Raw genomic sequence first — 17,534 nt, forward strand, 5'->3', positions numbered from 1 at the left:
CAAGAATAGAAAGGATGGTTGCCATGTCTCATTATCCTTCTAATTCCATTCTCATTCAATATCTAATTGATCGCATCCGCGATTCCGCCAAGGCAGCCATTCCCTTTTCGGCCTTGATGGAAAGCTGCCTGTACCATCCGGAAGGCGGCTATTACATGTCAAGCCGCCCCAAAATCGGCAAGGCGGGCGATTTCTATACGAGCTCGAACGTGGGGAGCGCGATGGGAGAGATGATCGCGGTCTATATTCAGCGCCAGGCCGCAGAGAGAGGCTGGGCGCCGGACACGTTCACGATCGTCGAGTGGGGAGCGGGCAACGGCCGCTTGGCCGGACACATCAACGAGCGCCTGCGCCGCGATCGCTGCAACGGCTGCAGGTATGCCATCGTGGAAGCGAGTCCCTATCATGCGCAGTTGGCCAAGGAGCGGCTGAGCGGCGAAGACCTCCCCGTCTCCTGGTGGACCGAGGCCGATTATCGGCGCGAGGCGGGGGGGAGCCGGCTCTTCGTCCTCGCGAACGAGCTGCTCGATGCATTCCCGGTCGAGCGCATCCGCGCATCCGGCGGACAGATCGAGCAATGCTTCGTTGTCTGGGAGGAAGCGGAGCAGAGCTTCCTTCCTGTCTGGCTTCCGGCAGAACCGGAAGTGAAGCGGTGGCTGAACCGATATCGGATCGAGCTGCCGGAGGGCCGGATCTGCGACGCCGGCATCGCCATGAGCGGCTGGCTCGGCACGATGCTCCGTCAGGCATCCGAGGCGGAATTCATCTTCATCGATTATGGCGATGTAACGGAGGAATTGACGGCGGAGCATCGCGCCGACGGGACGCTGCTGTGCTATCACCGGCACCGTGCCCATGACAACCCGTGGATACATATCGGCGAGCAGGATATAACGGCTATGGTCGATTTCAGCGTCTGTCAACAGGCCGCCCTCGAAGCCGGGGCGCTGATCCGGAATTACATGACGCAGCAAGCCTTCCTGCTGGAGCAAGGTCTGCTGCAGGAACTGGTCGATCATGCGCAGCCCGATCCGTTCAGTCCGGAAGCGCGCCGCAACCGGGCGATCCGGCAGCTGCTCCTGAGCGATCACTTGAGCGAACGGTTCCGCGTGCTGCTGCTGGCGCGGGATGCTTCCGCTTAGCCGCCGGCGCCGCGGACGGCAAGCGGAGATTGCCTGAAAATAAAGAACGGCCGAAGCCCGAAGGCTTCGGCCGTATCTGTTATGTGCTGCTCATCAGCAGATCCTGAATCGTCACCTCGGCGTAGCCGCCTTAGAATGGCTTGCCCATTACGAATACGGTCCAGTAAGAGAAGCCGGTGAAGCATACAAGCATGTACCCCCAGAACAGAAGTATATATGTACGCTCGGACAATTTCAGATATCCCAACAACACAAAGAAGGCGGTCTGCATGAAGAAGAGCAGAGCCATCTCGATCATGTCTCCAGCAAACGCCATTAGACCGATGACTAATGTCCAGAAGCCGAGTACGCGATACATTCGTGCCACGATTCATCCTCCTCTCGTTACGATCGGTCCCACTTTTCTAATGATATTATAGCGTTCGCAATTGGTTATGTAAACGATTAACCGTGACGAAAAACCAAATAATTTGTTCAGATCTTCATAAATGTGATATAAAGCATGGACACCCGCACGTATGTTTCCTAGGAAAAATGGATATACATTTTAGTATCCGATAGATTCTATGAAATCTAGCATGGGCATAGAGATGGAATAAGCGGTTATTTCAAGGGCAGTATACTCCGCTCCGATAATCGGATGGCGAACGCGGCGTAGCTGCTTGCGACCGATATGAATGATGGAAGTCGTTAGGAGGTTATTTCATGACAGCAATAAGGCAAGATGCATGGACCGCAGATGATGATTTGATTTTAGCGGAAGTTACACTTCGGCACATCCGGGAAGGCAGTACCCAGTTGGCCGCTTTTGAGGAAGTGGGAGAAAAGATTGGACGCACGTCCGCAGCGTGCGGATTCCGTTGGAACAGCTGCGTCCGCAAAAAGTACGAGGCGGCGATACAGCTCGCCAAAGCGCAGCGGCAGAAGCGCAATTATTTGAAAAAGCAGCCGCTGGGCGCTCAGGTCGCCTCTCTTACGCTGCAAGAGGGAGAAGACGCCGATTTGAAAGGCGAGATGTTGACGGAAGAATCATTGTCGATGGACATGGTTATCCGCTATTTGCGCCAGATGCGCAACAATGTGCAGGAAATGACCCGCCAAATCAAGCACATGGAAAAAGAGCTGCAAGAAAAGGAAGAATATTGCGCTCGACTGCAGCGGGAAAATGAGGAGCTCTCCAAGCAAGTGAACGTGGTAGAGACCGACTACCGTACGGTGAACGATGATTATAAAGCGCTCATTCAAATTATGGACCGTGCCCGCCGGCTGGCTATCCTGAGCGAGGAAGACGATGATGTGAAGACGCGGTTCCGGATGGACGCCAACGGCAATTTGGAGCGAATCGAATAGGATCCGGCTTCCGTCCCCGGCATAGGCAGGACGGCGCAAGGAAAGCACCTGGCGAGAGAATTCTCTCACTTGGCGCTTTTTTTGTGTTTTTGCGGATTCTTTGATATAACAAGAACACTGATAGTGCGTGCTCAATCATTCATATATAACGAGAACGAGCCGATAGAAGATCGGAAGAAGGAGAGAGACGAACATGATTGTCGATATTATCGGGGGAGGCGCGCTCGGCCTCTTGTTCGCGGGGCGGCTGCTGGCCGGCAGGCAGGCCGGGGTCCGGCTGTGGACGAGAACGGAGGAGCAGGCGGAGAAGATCCGCGCCGAAGGCTTCGAGGTGGCGGAGATGTCAGGGGAGCGATCCCATTATCAAGGGATAGAAGCGTTCCCGCTTCCGTTGGCGCCAACCCGGCTGAGCCGCCATGGCTTGGAGGCCGGGATGGTATGGCTGTTCGTGAAGCAGACGCATATCGGACCCGAGCTGCTCGCGGCGCTGGGGGAGATGCCGCGCCAGGCTAACGCCACCCTCGTCTGCTTCCAGAACGGGGTCGGCCATGCCGAAGCGTTGGCGGGGGTATGGCCTTCCCGCTCGCTTGCGGTCGCGGTTACGACGGAGGCCGCCGCCAGAGAGGGCGCGAACCGGATACGTCATACCGGATCCGGGGCAACCTGGATCGGCCCGGCAGCGGCCGAGGAGGACGCGCGGGCTCATGCCTTGAATTTTTCCTGCATTTCTGCGAAGAACTTGTTGGAAAAGGCAGGAATTGAGGCGTTTGTGTCGAACAACATCGAAGACATGGTCTATCAAAAGCTGCTCGTCAACGCCGTCATCAATCCGCTGACCGCGCTGCTGCGCGTCAAAAACGGCGAATTGCTGGACAAGGCGGAACGGATCGAGCTTATGCGGGATTTGTTGGGGGAAGCGGCCAGGGTCTATCATGCCGCCGGCATCCCGGTGAATGAAGAGGACGCATGGAAGCGGATTATGGACGTGTGCCGCCTTACGGCCGGCAACACCTCTTCCATGCTGCAAGATATATTGGCCGGCCGGCCGACGGAATGCGAGGCGATAACGGGCGCGGTTATCCGGCTCGGCAAGCGCCATGGAGCCGGAACCCCGCTGCATCGGACGATATACCGCTTGATCCGGGCTGCCGAGCCAAGACACCGCTAGCATCTACTTCTTCTGTCCAAAGGAGTGAGTCACACCGCCCATGTATACCATTTTCGTATTTTTATCGGCACTGCCGTTTTTTCCGTTCATCATCGTGTGGATTGCCGGCTCCTACTGGGTCAGGCCCAAGAAAAAAGCGTTCATGCTGGCGATGGACGTGACGACATTCTTCCTTATCGCATCGGTTGGGGGCCTCTATAATACGGTAACAGGCTCTTCCGCCGGATTTTATTGGATCTGTCTCATGCTGCTCCTTGCCATCGGCTTGCTTGGCGGTCTTCAGCACCGCAAATACGGCAAAATTCATGTCCAGCGGATGGCGAGGACAATCTGGAGACTGGCCTTCTTCATTCTCAGCATCCTATACATCATTCTGCTCCTCATCGGCATTATCGCATATGTCGCGAGCGTGTAGCCCCTTCGGGAAGCGCCTGCCCAAGCAGAGTCTCCTTTGACGTACCCAAGCCGCGTTGTGTACAATCGAGACGATAGACAGAGGAGGCGGCTTACATGACTTGGCCTATATTGAACATACCTATACAGCAATCATTGGCAAGACGATACATAGATCGGGACGAAGCGATTATCGAATCGCTATATGAATACCATCCGGATCGCGATTGGGAGGCGCGCGTCCGCTGGGTGGATGAAGCGGCGCATCCGCGGGCGGATCGCAAGCGGCTTGTCTCCGTCCTGCGCCGATATAACAAGGCAAGGAACGATCATCCGGCCGTGGCGGCATCGCTGGATCGGCTGGAGCGGGACGACGCGCTCGTCGTCGTCGGCGGACAGCAGGGCGGGTTGTTTACCGGCCCGCTGCTCGTCGTCTACAAGGCGGTATCGATGATCCGCATGGCCCAGGAGGCGGAGGCGAGACTGGGCCGTCCGGTCATTCCGATCTTCTGGATCGCGGGAGAGGATCATGACTTCGATGAAGTGAATCATGCGTGCTTCCTCACGCCGGAGCCTTCTGTCGCCCGGGTCCGGGTGGAGAAGAGGGAGGGAACGCGAGCGCCGGTCAGCAGCATTCGGCTGGATGAGGAGCAATGGGAAGCGGTATTGAACGAGGTGGACGCCTTGCTTCCCCCTACGGAGTTCAAGCCGGGGCTGATGGAGCGGGTGCGGGAAGCTTCGGCCGGGGGCGCGTCGCTTACCGATGCGTGCGCCGTGCTGCTCGGAAGCATGTTCGGATCCTACGGCCTCGTGTTCCTCGATTCGGCCGATCCGGAGCTGCGCGAGGTCGAAGGCCCGATGTTCCGCAGCCTCATCGCGCAGAATGACCGGCTGAGACAGGCCTATGGCCAGAGCGAGCGCGAGCTGGCTTCGCGCGGCTTCCCGACTCAGGCGGACCGCGCCGAGAACGGAGCGAATCTGTTCCTGATTCACGAGGGAGAGCGGCATCTGCTGTTCAAGGAAGAGGGAGGCTTTACCGACCGGCACCGGACGCTGCTCCGCAGCGAGGATGAGCTGATGGCTGCCGCCGAAGCGGCGCCCCATCTGTTGAGCAATAATGTGCTGACCCGCCCGTTGATGCAGGAATATTTGTTCCCGGTGCTGGCCACCGTCCTCGGTCCCGGCGAGATTGCGTACTGGGCGCAGACGAAGGAGGCTTTCCGCGCGCTCGGCATGCGGATGCCGCTGCTCTGGCCGCGCATGGGCTTCACCTGCCTGGAAGGGACCGTGAACAAGCTGCTCGGGAAATATGAATTGACGGCCGAAGACATCATCGGGCATTATGAGGAGAGGAAGGAAGCGTGGCTGACGGCTCAGGATGAACTGGGGCTCGATGAACAGTTCGCTTCGCTTCGCCATGATGTCGATGCCCGCTATGAAGAGCTGCTTGCCCGGCTGAACGAGGCGCTCCCCGCGCTCGGCCGCCTGGGGGACACGAACCGGACGAAGGTGCTGGAGCAGATCGACTTCCTGCACCACCGGGCGAAGGATGCGCTCCAGAAGCAGCATGAATCGGGTCTTCGCCAATGGGAGCGGATGAGGCTGACGCTCTATCCGCAGGATCGGCCGCAGGAGCGCGTCTACAATATGCTGATGTATGCCTGCCGCTACGGGGACGGCTGGTTCAAGCCGCTCATGGAAGCTCCCGTGCTGTGGAACGGGGAGAACCGCTTGGTTGCGTTGTAACCATGGCCGCCTATCCGGGTCAACGGGTGCGCATCTGCTGAATACGATAGCTATAACAAGAAGGGAAGGGTGTAGAGGATGAGTCAGACAAAAGCAGCGGACCAAAGCATTATCCGCAACATTGCATTGGCCCCTGAAGGGCAGTTGAAGATCGATTGGGTGCAAGCCCATATGCCGGTGCTGAACCGGATTCGCAAGCAATTCGAAGCGGAGCAGCCGTTCAAGGGCTTGAAGGTGGCGATCTCGCTCCATCTGGAAGCGAAGACGGCCTACCTGGCCAAGGTCGTTCAGGCCGGCGGCGCGGATGTGACGATTACCGGCAGCAACCCGTTGTCGACGCAGGACGATGTCTGTGCCGCGCTGGTTGAAGACGGTATTACTGTCTATGCGAAGTACAATCCGGAACCGGAAGAATACAAGCAGCTGCTTCTGCGCACGCTGGAGACGAAGCCGGACCTGATTATCGACGACGGCGGCGATCTGATCTCGATTCTGCATTCGGAGCGTCCGGATCTGCGCGAGCGGGTGCGCGGCGGCGCCGAGGAGACGACGACAGGCATTCTCCGTCTGAAGGCGATGGAGAAGGAGGGCACGCTCCAATTCCCGATGGTCGCCGTCAATGACGCCTTCTGCAAATACTTGTTCGACAACCGGTACGGCACAGGCCAATCGGTGTGGGACGGCATCAACCGGACAACGAATCTCGTCGTGGCCGGCAAGACGGTCGTCGTCGTCGGTTATGGCTGGTGCGGCAAGGGCGTGGCGATGCGCGCGAAAGGCCTCGGCGCGAACGTCGTCGTGACGGAGATCGACGCCATTAAGGCCGTCGAAGCGTACATGGACGGATTCACCGTGCTTCCGATGAGCGAAGCGGCTCGCGCAGGCGATATTTTCGTGACGGTCACGGGGAACCGCGATGTCATTCGCGGCGAGCATTACGACGTGATGAAGGATGGCGCGATTTTGTCCAACGCCGGCCATTTCGATGTGGAAGTGAACAAGCCGGAGCTGGAAGCGCGCGCGCAGAATGTGCGCACGGTCCGCAAAAATATCGAAGAATACAAGCTGAAGGACGGACGCAGCATTTATCTGCTGGCGGAAGGCCGCCTCGTCAACCTGGCAGCGGGGGACGGGCACCCGGCAGAGATTATGGATATGACATTTGCCCTGCAGGCGCTGTCGCTGAAATATGTGAACGAGCACTACGAGCGCATCGGCAGCAAGGTTGTCAATGTGCCGTACGAACTGGATGAGCAGGTCGCCCGCTTCAAGCTGGAGTCGCTCGGCATTTCGATCGACACGCTGTCTGCTGAACAGCAATCGTATTTAGCGAGCTGGCAAGAGCAGTAATAGCCGCGTTACGGGCCGCCCTTTTCTTTGCTTCATTCAAAGCGAAGAACAGGGCGGTTTTTTGGATATTATAGAATTTATAAATTTTTTGGGGGAGGAAGCAGGTCTTCCGCCTTGTTTCTGTTTTTGGTCAGGTTAGAATATGAAGAGGAACATCTTGAAACGAATCATTTTTGGATCAAAACTTGGCACTCTGAGCGTTTTCAATCGCGATTTTTTCTATTGAGAGACGAGATCCATCCCATAAAAATGAAGTGCCGAAAATCCCCATGACTTTCTCAACAGCCCGATTTACGGGAACCAAGAGACTGCGTCGGATCCTGGGGCATCATCGCTTTCTGGAGACATCGTCGCCTCCTGGAGGTATCATTGCCTTCCAGAGACATCGTTGCCTCCTGGGGCTTGAACATGTGGAGGGAATTACTGCTATTTACAGAAATTTCAGCTCAATGAGTCCACATCCCGAGGAAATGCTGCACATCTACATCATTTTAGGCCCTTTTGCTCCAAGTCGAAGGGAAACGGGTGAAATTGCTGCAGTTTTGCAGGATTCCCTTTCTGCTGAAGTCGTCCCTATCGAATTGCTTTATTTAAGCAGGATTTTGCTTCCCGAATAGGCGTGTCTTGAGAAATCATGCAGTTTTGCCTATTTCGCCTACCGGATAGGAGTGTCTGGAAAGCGGTTTTGTGGATTAGCCTACCGGATAGGAGTGTCTGGAAGGCAGTTTTGCGGATTTCGCCTACCGAATCGACGTGTTTTGAGAAATCGTGCAGTTTTCAGGCTGTTGGCCCCTTTTTTTATATCAGTCAAAGCCCGCCCGCACTTCCGCAGGGAAGGTACAGTTCTCCAGCGAGCTCGGTTCCGTGCAGTCGGAAATCGAGCAGCTCGTCGGGCGCAAGCGGTATTTCGATAATCATGCGGCCATGTCGACCCATCCCTATGAGACTGTGCTGCTTGTGAAGCGGAGAAGAGGCCGGCGGCGGCACCCGCAGGATGAAGCAATAAGCGCTGAAGCCGATACCGGGAACAAAAAGTAACAGAAATAAAAATCCTGCTGACAAGCAGGATTTTTTATATTTACGGCGAAGTATTCTTTTGTTGTGGGGGAAAGTGGGGCATCGTGGTGGATTTAGGGGGAGGAGTGGTGGCAGATGTTCATGGGTGAATATCAACATAGCATCGATGACAAAGGCCGCCTGATCATTCCCGCCAAGCTGCGTGACTCCTTGGGCTCCACCTTCATACTCACGCGCGGCCTGGATCAATGTCTGTTCGTCTACCCGATGGAAGAATGGGGGCTGCTCGAAGCGAAATTGAAGGCCCTTCCCTTGATGAAGGCGGACGCGCGGGCGTTTACCCGCTTTTTCTTCTCCGGCGCCACCGAATGCGAGTGGGACAAGCAGGGCCGGATCAACATTCCCGCCCACCTGCGCCAGCATGCCAAGCTGGACAAGGAATGCATGATTATCGGCGTGCAGAGCCGGGTGGAGATTTGGAGCAAGGACGCTTGGGAACAATATATGCAGCAGTCCGCGTCCACCTTTGAAGAAATAGCCGAGACATTGGTTGACTTTGATTTTTGAGTGGTTGTTCAAAAAGTCCGCTTTTGATCACGAAGTGATGCAGGCAGTATCTCGGCATCGAATCTTGCATTCACTCTTGAAAAGCATATGCTTCCGAAGTATGTTTCCTACGGAAACATTGTAGCTGCTCATGTAGTCTTGCCTACACTGCGCTGCTCCTCACAAGTTTTGCGCAGCAAAACTCGCTTCGAAAGCCTAGGCTTCGAGTTCTTGCAACCTTCTCGGTGCTGAAAACCGGCCTTTTGAACTTCTATTTCTAGGGGTAGCGAACCGTGACAAGATGAAAGACAACTTAGACGGGAACAGGAAAAACTAGGAGGAATAACATGTGTTTCACCATATAACGGTGTTAAAAGAGGAGGCTGTGAACGGGCTGAATGTGCGCCCTGACGGCATCTATGTCGATTGCACGCTGGGAGGGGCAGGGCATAGCTCGGCCATTGCATCCATGCTGTCCGCGGACGGCCGGCTGATCGCGCTCGATCAGGACGATTGGGCTCTGGACAATGCCGCGAACGTGCTGGCTCCCTACCTCGATCGGGTGACGTTGATCAAGACGAATTTCCGCCATATCGAGGACGCGCTGCGTCAGGCAGAGGCGCCGCTTCTTGATGGGGTGCCGCAGGTAGACGGCATTCTGTTCGATCTCGGGGTATCGTCGCCGCAGCTTGATGAAGGAGAGCGCGGCTTCAGCTATCAGCATGACGCGCCGCTGGACATGCGGATGGATCGGAGCACTTCGCTGACGGCCCGCGAGATTGTGAACGAGTGGTCCGAAGAGAAGATCGCCCGCATCCTGTTCGAGTATGGGGAAGAGAAATTTTCGCGCCGCATCGCCCGCCGCATCGCGGAGGCGAGGGCGGATCATCCGATCGAGACGACCGGCGAGCTGGCCGAGCTGGTCAAGGCCGGGATTCCGGCGGCAGCCCGAAGGACCGGAGGCCATCCGGCCAAGCGCAGCTTCCAGGCGCTCCGCATCGCCGTCAACGACGAGCTGGGCGCGTTCGAGCAGGCGCTCCATCAAGCCATCCGTTGCTTGAAGCCGGGCGGAAGGGTCGCTGTCATTACCTTCCATTCCTTGGAGGATCGGATATGCAAGCAGACATTCAACCAGTATATGAACCGCTGCACTTGTCCGCCGGATCTGCCGATGTGCGCCTGCGGCAAGGAGGATTTTTTGACTTTGCCTAAGCGCAAGCCGATTGTTCCGGGCGCGGAAGAGTTGGAGCGCAACCCGCGTTCTCGCTCCGCGAGATTACGGGTTGCCGAGAAATTGTAATGAGGGGGAGAGCAGAAGATGGCTTATACTCGCGGTAATTTGGCCGTCCGGCCGGAGAGACAGCAGCAGCCGAGGCCCAAGGTTCGCCAGACAACGAAGACCGTCGTCCGCAAGAACACATTGCCGACGAGGGAGAAGCTGTTGTATCTGCTGACCATTCTATTGTGCACGGCCGTAGCGCTCGTGCTTATCGGGCGATATGCCCAGATCTACGACATGAACCGGAATATCCAGAATTTGAAGCGGGAAACGGTATCGCTGCAGGATCAGACCTCCGTATTGAGAGTAGAAGTCGAGAAGCTGTCGGACTGGAAACGGGTTGAAGAGATCGCGCGGAAGAACGGGCTGGTATTTCCGGACACGCCGCTAGAGATCCAAGTATACAAACAAGCCATAGGGGATTGAATCGAGGGATGAAGATGGTCAAACGAATCAAGTTGCGCACGTTGACAATCGGGGGCTTATTCACCCTCTTTTTTATTGTCATCGTGACCCGACTGTTTTGGTATCAAGTGTGGAATCAAGATTTTTGGATGGAGCTGGCGAAAAATTCGTGGTCGACGGAGCAGACCCTCGAGCCGGTCCGCGGGACGATCTATGATCAGAACGGGGAAGTGCTCGCCATGGATGCCCCTGCGTATACGGTCGCGGTCAATCCGAGCTTGATTCAGGAGTTAAAAACAGAGGATAAACTGGTCGAGGATGATATTGACGTGGAGCGGCTTATCGTCCAAGAGCTCCACAAGGTGCTGGGCAAGCCGGAGAACGAGCTCTATGACATTGTCCGCAAAAAGAGCCCGGAGACCGGAAAGTATTTGGTTCATCGCGAGGTGCGGAACGAGGGCTGGAAGATCGAGGAGGAGACCGCGCAGAAGCTGCGCGACTTCACGGAGTCGCTCAAGGAAAAGACCAAGCTGCAGGATATCGGGCTGTATCTGATGCCGGAGGTAAAGCGGTTCTATGCCAAAAACAATCTGGCCGCGCACGTCCTAGGTTATACCGACAAAAACGGAAAACCGGTCGGCGGCATCGAGGAGCTGTATAATGAGCAATTGGCCGGCATAGCCGGGTCAATCCAGTACGAGAAGGACCGGATGGGCAACAAGCTCCCCAAGGCGTCAGAGGTATACACGCCGGCCCGGGACGGGGACAATCTCTATTTGACGATCGATCGCACGATCCAGCAGTATATCGAGGAAGAGATCCGGAAGGTGTACAATGAATATTCCCCGCATACGATTACGGTTATCGCCGCGGATCCGAAGACCGGCGACATTTTAGGCCTGGCGAACAGGCCGTCGTTCAATCCGAATTCGTATTGGGATTTTGACAATGAGCGCGCCTTTTTCAACCCGGCGGTGCAGGGCGGCTATGAGCCGGGATCGACGTTCAAGATCGTGACGCTCGCGGCGGCGGTTCAGGAAGGCTTGTTCGATCCGGATGCCTATTTCCAATCGGGGAAAATTTATGCGGGCGGACGCGAGGTTCACGACGTCAGTACGTCATGGGGCACGATCACCTATCTGGAAGGCTTGAAGCGTTCCAGTAACGTCGCCTTCATCAAGCTCGGCTTCGAGATGCTGAAGGAGGAGCGGTTCAAGTCCTATATCGACAAGTTCGGCTTCGGGCAAAAGACGGGCGTCGAGATTCCATGGGAATACGAGGGCTTCGTTCAGTTCCAATATCCGGCAGACGTCGTGGCGGCTTCGTACGGCCACGGCCAGATTAAAGTGACGCCGATTCAGCAGATTATGGCCGTCTCGGCGGTGGCGAACGGCGGCAAGCTGATGAAGCCGCATATCGTGAAGAAGATCGAGGACCCGGTGACTGGCGAAGTGACCGAGCGGGAGCCGGAAGTGGTGCGGCAAGTGATCGATCCGGAGATTGCAAAGCAGGTCAGCGAATATCTGGAGCAGGTCGTCGCAGATCAGGAGATCGGCACCGGGAAGAACGCTTATATCGAAGGCTACCGGGTCGCGGGCAAGACGGGAACCGCGCTCAAGGTTATTAACGGGGAGTACGATACGACGCGCGCGGTCGTGTCCTTCGTCGGCTTCGCTCCGGTGGAGGATCCCCGCATCGCCGTCATCGTCGTCGTCGACGATCCGCAGAAATATTGGGAAGGCGGCGGCTTCGTCTCGCCGATTATTTTCAAAAATATCGTCTCCAAATCGCTGCGCTATATGGGCGTGCCGACATCCCATGAGATGAAGCAGGGCGAGGAGGGCAAATCCGAAGGCGCGACCCGGCTGGTCAAGGCGCCGAACATCCAGGGGCTGAAGCCGCATGAAGCGAAGAAGCGGCTGGCCGAGCAGGGTATCGTCTTCCAGACGGTCGGCGCAGGCAAGGAAGTGAAGCGCCAGTTCCCGGCGCCGGGCGAATATTTGGGCTCCGGACAGCGGGTCTACCTGCTGACCGACGAGCCGGAAAATCTGAAAATGCCGGATATGAAAGGCAAATCGCTGCGCGATGTCATGGAAATCGCCTCGCTGCTGGGCATCGAGGTGCGGATCGAGGGCGAAGGCTACGTGACCGAGCAGAAAGCCTCGACCGACAACGGCAAGCGCGTCGTCGACATAAAATTGGAGCCTAGAAGGCCATAGCTTGTTCTATCCCCTGGTTGTCCCGAATAGGTTGGTTATGAACCCAAGTGGGACAAAGGAGGGGTTACCGTGAAATTATCCAGTGTCACGGTCCGCAAGCGGCTGTTCATCGGCACCGGACTCGTGTCTCTTGGCTTTCTAGCGCTCGTCGTTCGTCTTGCCTATGTCCAGCTGTGGGAGGGCGGGGAAATTACGGCCAAGGCGGAGGAGCTGTGGCGCAGAGACATCCCGGTTACGGCCAAGCGCGGGGAAGTGCTCGATCGGAACGGGGTGCGTCTGGCCTATAACGTGACTTCGCCGACGATTATGGCCGTTCCCGCCCAGATTCAGGATGCCGCGGCGACGGCTGCCCGGCTGGCACCGGTGCTGCAAATGAAAACGGAAGATGTCGAACAAATGATTAAGGTACGCAGGTCTATCGTCCATATTAAGCCGGGAGGCCGCAAAATATCGCTGGAAACGGCCCAGCAGGTCCGGGAAATGAACTTGCCCGGCATTGTTGTGGCAGAGGATAATAAAAGATATTATCCCTTTGGGGATCTGGCCTCCCATATTCTCGGCTTTACCGGCATCGACAATCAAGGGCTGACGGGCATCGAGCAGAGGTACAATGACGCCCTTAGCGGGCTGCAGGGAAGCGTGTCTTACCTGTCCGACGCGAAGGGCCGCCAGATGCCGAATTCCTCGGAGACGTACGCCCCGCCGCGAGATGGATTAAATTTGCAATTGACGATTGACAAGCAAATACAGACAATAATGGAGCGGGAACTTGATCAGGCGATGCTCGAATTGAAGCCGAAGCATGTCATCTCGATTGCGATGGATCCGAACAACGGCGAGATATTGGCGATGGCGAGCCGCCCGAATTATGAACCGGCGCGGTACAAGGAGTATTCCTCGGAGGTGTATAACCGCAACCTGCCGATCTGGATGACGTACGAGCCAGGGTCTACTTTCAAGATCATTACGCTCGCCGCGGCGCTCGAGGAAGGCAAGGTCGATTTGTACAACGAGCATTTCTTTGACCCCGGGAGCATCGAGGTCGGGGGAGCTCGGCTCCGCTGCTGGAAGAGAGGCGGCCACGGCAGCCAGACCTTCCTCGAGGTGGTCGGCAATTCATGCAACCCCGGCTTTGTGACGCTGGGACAGCGGTTAGGCAAGGAGACGCTGTTTGAGTACATACGGAATTTTGGCTTCGGCCAAAAATCGGGCATTGACCTGAGCGGGGAAGCGACGGGGATTTTGTTCAAGCTGAACCGGGTCGGCCCGGTCGAATTGGCGACGACCTCGTTCGGACAGGGCGTATCGGTGACGCCGATCCAGCAGATTGCGGCCGTCTCGGCGACGATTAACGGAGGGAAGCTGTACCGTCCGCATGTGGCGAAGTCGTTCGAGCATCCCGAGACGGGGATGATCATCGACGAAGTCGAGCCGGAACTGGTCCGGCAGGTCATCTCTCCGGAGACGTCGGCGAAGGTGCGGGACGCGCTGGAGCATGTCGTCGCCCAAGGCTCGGGACGCAACGCGTTCATCGACGGCTACCGGGTCGGAGGAAAAACGGGCACGGCGCAAAAGGTTGTGAACGGACGTTATTCGCCGAATGAGCATATCGTATCTTTTGTCGGGTTCGCGCCGGCGGACGATCCGAAGATCGTCATCTATACGGCGGTGGACGATCCGCAAGGGATTCAGTTCGGGGGGCTGATTGCCGCTCCTATCGTCAAGCGCATCATGGAGGACGCGCTCCATTATATGGGAGTGGAACCGCGTCAGAAACAAGTACCCCGCGAATATAGATACAATGAGACGCCGATTGTGGCGGTTCCCAATCTGGTCGGCAAGACGTTGACCGATATTTACGAAGACATGAACATGAATTTTCAACTAGCCAAATCCGGCACGGGCAATACGGTCATACACCAGGCGCCCAAGCCGGGAACCCGTGTGGAGCGGGGATCGACGATCCGCATCTACATGGGCACGGAGACGGAGGAATAACTATGCAGGAAATGCGATTGTCCGAAGCATGCAAGCGAATGCTGAATGTGAAATGTACAGGAGACGAAGCTACGGTGGTGACCGGATTGGCGGTCGATTCACGCCAGGTCCGGCCGGGCGATCTGTTCTTCTGCGTCTCGGGCACGGCGGATGACGGCCACCGTTATGCGGAGCAGGCCGTGGACAAGGGAGCGGCGGCGCTTGTCGTGGAGCGGGAGCTGCCGCTTGCCGTTCCCCAGATTATCGTCCGCCAGGCCCGCCATGCGTTAGCGGTGCTGGCTGATGCCTTCTACCGTTCGCCGAGCCGGGACTTGAAGCTGATCGGCGTGACGGGAACGAACGGCAAGACGACGACGACTTATCTGATAGAGCGGATATTGACCGATGCAGGCCGCAAAAGCGGCGTGATCGGCACGATCGAGATGCGCTATGACGGGCGCAAGCTGCCGATGTCGGGCACGACGCCGAATGCGCTTGAGCTCCAGCGTTCGCTGCGGGATATGGCCGACTGCGGCGTGGGGGCGGTCGCGATGGAGGTGTCTTCTCATGCGCTCGACCAAGGCCGCGTGGAAGGCTGCCGCTTCCGGACAGCCGTATTTACGAACCTGACTCAGGATCATCTCGATTACCATGAGACGATGGAGTCGTACCGCGACGCCAAGGGCTTGCTGTTCTCCCGGCTCGGGAACACGTTCGCCGAGCAAGAGGCGGAGCGTTCCTATGCCGTGTTGAACGCGGACGATCCGGCATCGGCGCATTTCGCCAAGCTGACCGCCGCAGAGACGCTGACGTACGGCTTGTCGGCGTCCGCCGATATTCGGGCGGAGGACATCCGCATGAACGGCAAGGGAACGAGCTTCCGCGTCCATACGTTCCGCGGATCGGCCGACGTGCAGCTTCGCATGGTCGGCAAGTTCAATGTCTGCAACGCGCTCGCCGCCATCGCGGTCGGGCTGATTGAAGGCATCGCGCTGGACGACATTTGCGCCAGCCTCGAAGCGGTGCCGGGCGTGGCCGGGCGTGTCGAGGCCGTGGAGGCCGGACAGCCGTATACGGTCATCGTCGATTACGCGCATACGCCGGACGGCCTTGAGAACGTGCTGCAGAGCGTCAAGGAATTCGCCGAAGGCCGCATCATATCCGTATTCGGCTGCGGCGGGGACCGCGATCGGACGAAGCGGCCGATTATGGGCCAGATTTCGGCCCGATATGCCGACTACTCTATTATTACGTCCGACAATCCGCGCACCGAGAATCCGGACCGGATTCTCGAGGATATCGAACGGGGGCTGACGGAGATGAAGGTCAGCCGTGACCGTTATGAATGCATCGTTGACCGAAGAGCCGCCATTGCGAAGGCTATTGATATGGCAAGCCCGATCGATGTAGTATTGATTGCGGGGAAAGGGCATGAGACCTATCAGATTATCGGCCGCGAAACCTTTGATTTCGATGACCGCTTGGTAGCAAAAGAAGCGATAAGGGGAAAAGTGCAGTGATAGAGACAACCTTGGAACATATAGCGGAGCTGTGCGGCGGGACGTTGGCGGATCCGTCCGCAGGCTCGGCGAAGGTGCGCGGCGTATTTACCGATTCCCGCTCCGTGCTGCCCGGAGGGCTGTTCGTTCCTCTCGCCGGCGAACGATTCGACGGCCATGCTTATATGGAGGAGACGCTAAGCGCCGGGGCGGCCGGATCGCTCTGGCAGGATGATCGGGCGCTTCCCGGCGCTTCCGCGCCGCTGATTATCGTGGAGGACACGTATGCAGCGCTGCAGCGGCTGGCCGCCGCTTATCTCGCGGAAGCCTGGGTCCAGGTGGTCGCCGTTACCGGGAGCAACGGCAAGACGACGACCAAGGATCTGGTTGCGTCCGTCTTGTCGCAACGATATCGGGTACATAAGACCGATGGGAACTTCAACAATCATATCGGGCTTCCGCTGACGGTGCTCTCGATGCCGCCGGAGACGGAGATTGCGGTGCTCGAGATGGGCATGAGCGGCCGGGGAGAGATCGAGCTGCTCTCGAAGCTGGCGAGACCGGACCTGGCCGTCATCACCAATATCGGGGACGCTCATCTGCTCCAGCTCGGCAGCAGGGAGGAGATCGCCCGGGCGAAGCTGGAGATTACGGCCGGGCTGCGCGACGGCGGCTTGCTCGTCTGCCACGGGGACGAACCGCTTGTCGATCTGGCGCTGTCCGAACGGGAGCCGGGGGAGCGCATCCGCTTGCTCCGCTTCGGTGTGGGCGAACGATGCGAGCTGCGGCTGTCGCGCATGAGCGGCGACGGCAGCGGCACCGCATTCGCCGTGCCTTCCGCTGGCGGACAAGGCGAGGCTGTCTTCCGCATCCCGCTGCTGGGGCAGCATAATGTGATGAACGCCATGGCCGCTCTGGCGGTTGGACGCCGCTTCGGCCTGACGGACGAACAGATTGCCGCCGGACTGGCCGGGGCGCGCATCAGCGGCATGCGCTTCGAGCGTCATGTCACGCCGCAGGGCTGGATCGTGCTGAATGACGCGTACAATGCGAACCCGACCTCGATGCGGGCGGCCTTGTACGTGCTGGCCGACATGAAGGGCGGGCGGCGCATCGCCGTGCTGGCCGACATGCTGGAGCTGGGACCGCAGGAAGCGGCGCTCCATTACGAGATCGGAGCGGAGCTTACCCCGGATACGGTCGATCTGCTGCTCACGTACGGCGAATTGGGCAGACATATCGCCGAAGGAGCCCGCGGCTCGCTGCCTGCCGAGGCCGTGCGCCCGTTCCAAGATAAAATGTCTTTGAAAGCATATTTGAAGCAAGAAGTGAGACCCGGCGATATCGTGCTCGTCAAGGCATCCCGGGGAATGAAACTTGAAGAAGTTGTAAATGACTGGATCCGTAACACGGATTCGTCTGTGGGGCCACGGGAGGTGTAGG

Annotated in this window: 15 protein-coding genes; 14 read left to right on the forward strand and 1 reads right to left on the reverse strand. The window is 57.6% G+C overall.

Going from position 1 to position 17,534, the window contains the following annotated elements; translation table 11 throughout:
• The first annotated feature begins 23 nt into the window (after positions 1-23).
• Positions 24-1,142, forward strand: coding sequence for a class I SAM-dependent methyltransferase (locus OCY70_RS12100; RefSeq protein WP_213427921.1), 1,119 nt, complete (start codon positions 24-26; stop codon positions 1,140-1,142).
• A gap of 130 nt (positions 1,143-1,272) precedes the next feature.
• Here the strand turns inward: OCY70_RS12100 and OCY70_RS12105 are convergent, their stop codons facing one another.
• On the reverse strand, positions 1,273-1,509 hold the full coding sequence (locus OCY70_RS12105) for a DUF2626 domain-containing protein (protein ID WP_040730274.1): 237 nt from the start codon (positions 1,507-1,509) through the stop codon (positions 1,273-1,275).
• Between the two features lie 338 nt (positions 1,510-1,847).
• Here OCY70_RS12105 and OCY70_RS12110 point away from each other — a divergent pair, with 338 nt between their 5' ends.
• The 13 genes from OCY70_RS12110 (at position 1,848) to OCY70_RS12170 (ending at position 17,533) form a co-directional block, all read left to right on the forward strand.
• On the forward strand, positions 1,848-2,492 hold the full coding sequence (locus tag OCY70_RS12110; protein ID WP_213427920.1) for an RsfA family transcriptional regulator: 645 nt from the start codon (positions 1,848-1,850) through the stop codon (positions 2,490-2,492).
• Positions 2,493-2,685: 193 nt separating this feature from the next.
• The gene (locus tag OCY70_RS12115) at positions 2,686-3,660 is read left to right on the forward strand and encodes a ketopantoate reductase family protein (protein ID WP_213427919.1); all 975 of its coding nucleotides are present in this window, start codon (positions 2,686-2,688) and stop codon (positions 3,658-3,660) included.
• A gap of 40 nt (positions 3,661-3,700) precedes the next feature.
• Complete coding sequence (locus OCY70_RS12120) at positions 3,701-4,075, forward strand: DUF3397 domain-containing protein (RefSeq protein WP_213427918.1); 375 nt, start codon at positions 3,701-3,703, stop codon at positions 4,073-4,075.
• A 95-nt stretch (positions 4,076-4,170) separates the two neighbouring features.
• Entirely contained in the window at positions 4,171-5,799 is a 1,629-nt protein-coding gene (bshC, locus tag OCY70_RS12125) for a bacillithiol biosynthesis cysteine-adding enzyme BshC (RefSeq protein WP_213427917.1), read from the forward strand.
• Between the two features lie 78 nt (positions 5,800-5,877).
• Positions 5,878-7,149 carry an adenosylhomocysteinase gene (locus OCY70_RS12130; protein WP_213427916.1) on the forward strand — a complete coding sequence of 424 codons (1,272 nt, stop codon included), beginning with the start codon at positions 5,878-5,880 and terminating at the stop codon, positions 7,147-7,149.
• Between the two features lie 864 nt (positions 7,150-8,013).
• Positions 8,014-8,187: a hypothetical protein gene (locus OCY70_RS12135; RefSeq protein ID WP_213427914.1), complete on the forward strand. Its 174-nt coding sequence runs from the start codon at positions 8,014-8,016 to the stop codon at positions 8,185-8,187.
• A 114-nt stretch (positions 8,188-8,301) separates the two neighbouring features.
• Positions 8,302-8,733, forward strand: a complete 432-nt coding sequence (gene mraZ / locus OCY70_RS12140) for a division/cell wall cluster transcriptional repressor MraZ (RefSeq protein WP_213427913.1) — start codon at positions 8,302-8,304, stop codon at positions 8,731-8,733.
• Positions 8,734-9,061: 328 nt separating this feature from the next.
• A complete protein-coding gene (rsmH, locus tag OCY70_RS12145) occupies positions 9,062-10,012 on the forward strand; it encodes a 16S rRNA (cytosine(1402)-N(4))-methyltransferase RsmH (RefSeq protein ID WP_213427912.1) in 951 nt (316 codons plus the stop codon).
• Positions 10,013-10,030: 18 nt separating this feature from the next.
• On the forward strand, positions 10,031-10,417 hold the full coding sequence (gene ftsL / locus OCY70_RS12150; protein ID WP_213427911.1) for a cell division protein FtsL: 387 nt from the start codon (positions 10,031-10,033) through the stop codon (positions 10,415-10,417).
• A 14-nt stretch (positions 10,418-10,431) separates the two neighbouring features.
• Positions 10,432-12,615: a penicillin-binding protein gene (locus tag OCY70_RS12155; protein WP_213427937.1), complete on the forward strand. Its 2,184-nt coding sequence runs from the start codon at positions 10,432-10,434 to the stop codon at positions 12,613-12,615.
• A gap of 69 nt (positions 12,616-12,684) precedes the next feature.
• A complete protein-coding gene (locus OCY70_RS12160) occupies positions 12,685-14,613 on the forward strand; it encodes a stage V sporulation protein D (RefSeq protein ID WP_213427910.1) in 1,929 nt (642 codons plus the stop codon).
• A gap of 2 nt (positions 14,614-14,615) precedes the next feature.
• Positions 14,616-16,112 carry a UDP-N-acetylmuramoyl-L-alanyl-D-glutamate--2,6-diaminopimelate ligase gene (locus OCY70_RS12165; protein ID WP_213427909.1) on the forward strand — a complete coding sequence of 499 codons (1,497 nt, stop codon included), beginning with the start codon at positions 14,616-14,618 and terminating at the stop codon, positions 16,110-16,112.
• Positions 16,109-17,533, forward strand: a complete 1,425-nt coding sequence (locus OCY70_RS12170) for a UDP-N-acetylmuramoyl-tripeptide--D-alanyl-D-alanine ligase (RefSeq protein WP_261944883.1) — start codon at positions 16,109-16,111, stop codon at positions 17,531-17,533. The genes OCY70_RS12165 and OCY70_RS12170 overlap by 4 nt, the downstream gene beginning before the upstream one ends.
• The last annotated feature ends 1 nt before the right edge of the window (position 17,534 follow it).

The organism is Paenibacillus melissococcoides (assembly GCA_944800085.1).
Lineage (GTDB): Bacteria > Bacillota > Bacilli > Paenibacillales > Paenibacillaceae > Paenibacillus_B > Paenibacillus_B melissococcoides.

Bases quoted from the DNA above. Each gene is read 5' to 3' on its own strand.
- OCY70_RS12100 (WP_213427921.1), top strand. From the start codon at position 24: ATGTCTCATTATCCTTCTAATTCCATTCTCATTCAATATCTAATTGAT.
- OCY70_RS12110 (WP_213427920.1), top strand. From the start codon at position 1,848: ATGACAGCAATAAGGCAAGATGCATGGACCGCAGATGATGATTTGATT.
- OCY70_RS12115 (WP_213427919.1), top strand. From the start codon at position 2,686: ATGATTGTCGATATTATCGGGGGAGGCGCGCTCGGCCTCTTGTTCGCG.
- OCY70_RS12120 (WP_213427918.1), top strand. From the start codon at position 3,701: ATGTATACCATTTTCGTATTTTTATCGGCACTGCCGTTTTTTCCGTTC.
- bshC (WP_213427917.1), top strand. From the start codon at position 4,171: ATGACTTGGCCTATATTGAACATACCTATACAGCAATCATTGGCAAGA.
- OCY70_RS12130 (WP_213427916.1), top strand. From the start codon at position 5,878: ATGAGTCAGACAAAAGCAGCGGACCAAAGCATTATCCGCAACATTGCA.
- mraZ (WP_213427913.1), top strand. From the start codon at position 8,302: ATGTTCATGGGTGAATATCAACATAGCATCGATGACAAAGGCCGCCTG.
- ftsL (WP_213427911.1), top strand. From the start codon at position 10,031: ATGGCTTATACTCGCGGTAATTTGGCCGTCCGGCCGGAGAGACAGCAG.
- OCY70_RS12155 (WP_213427937.1), top strand. From the start codon at position 10,432: ATGGTCAAACGAATCAAGTTGCGCACGTTGACAATCGGGGGCTTATTC.
- OCY70_RS12165 (WP_213427909.1), top strand. From the start codon at position 14,616: ATGCAGGAAATGCGATTGTCCGAAGCATGCAAGCGAATGCTGAATGTG.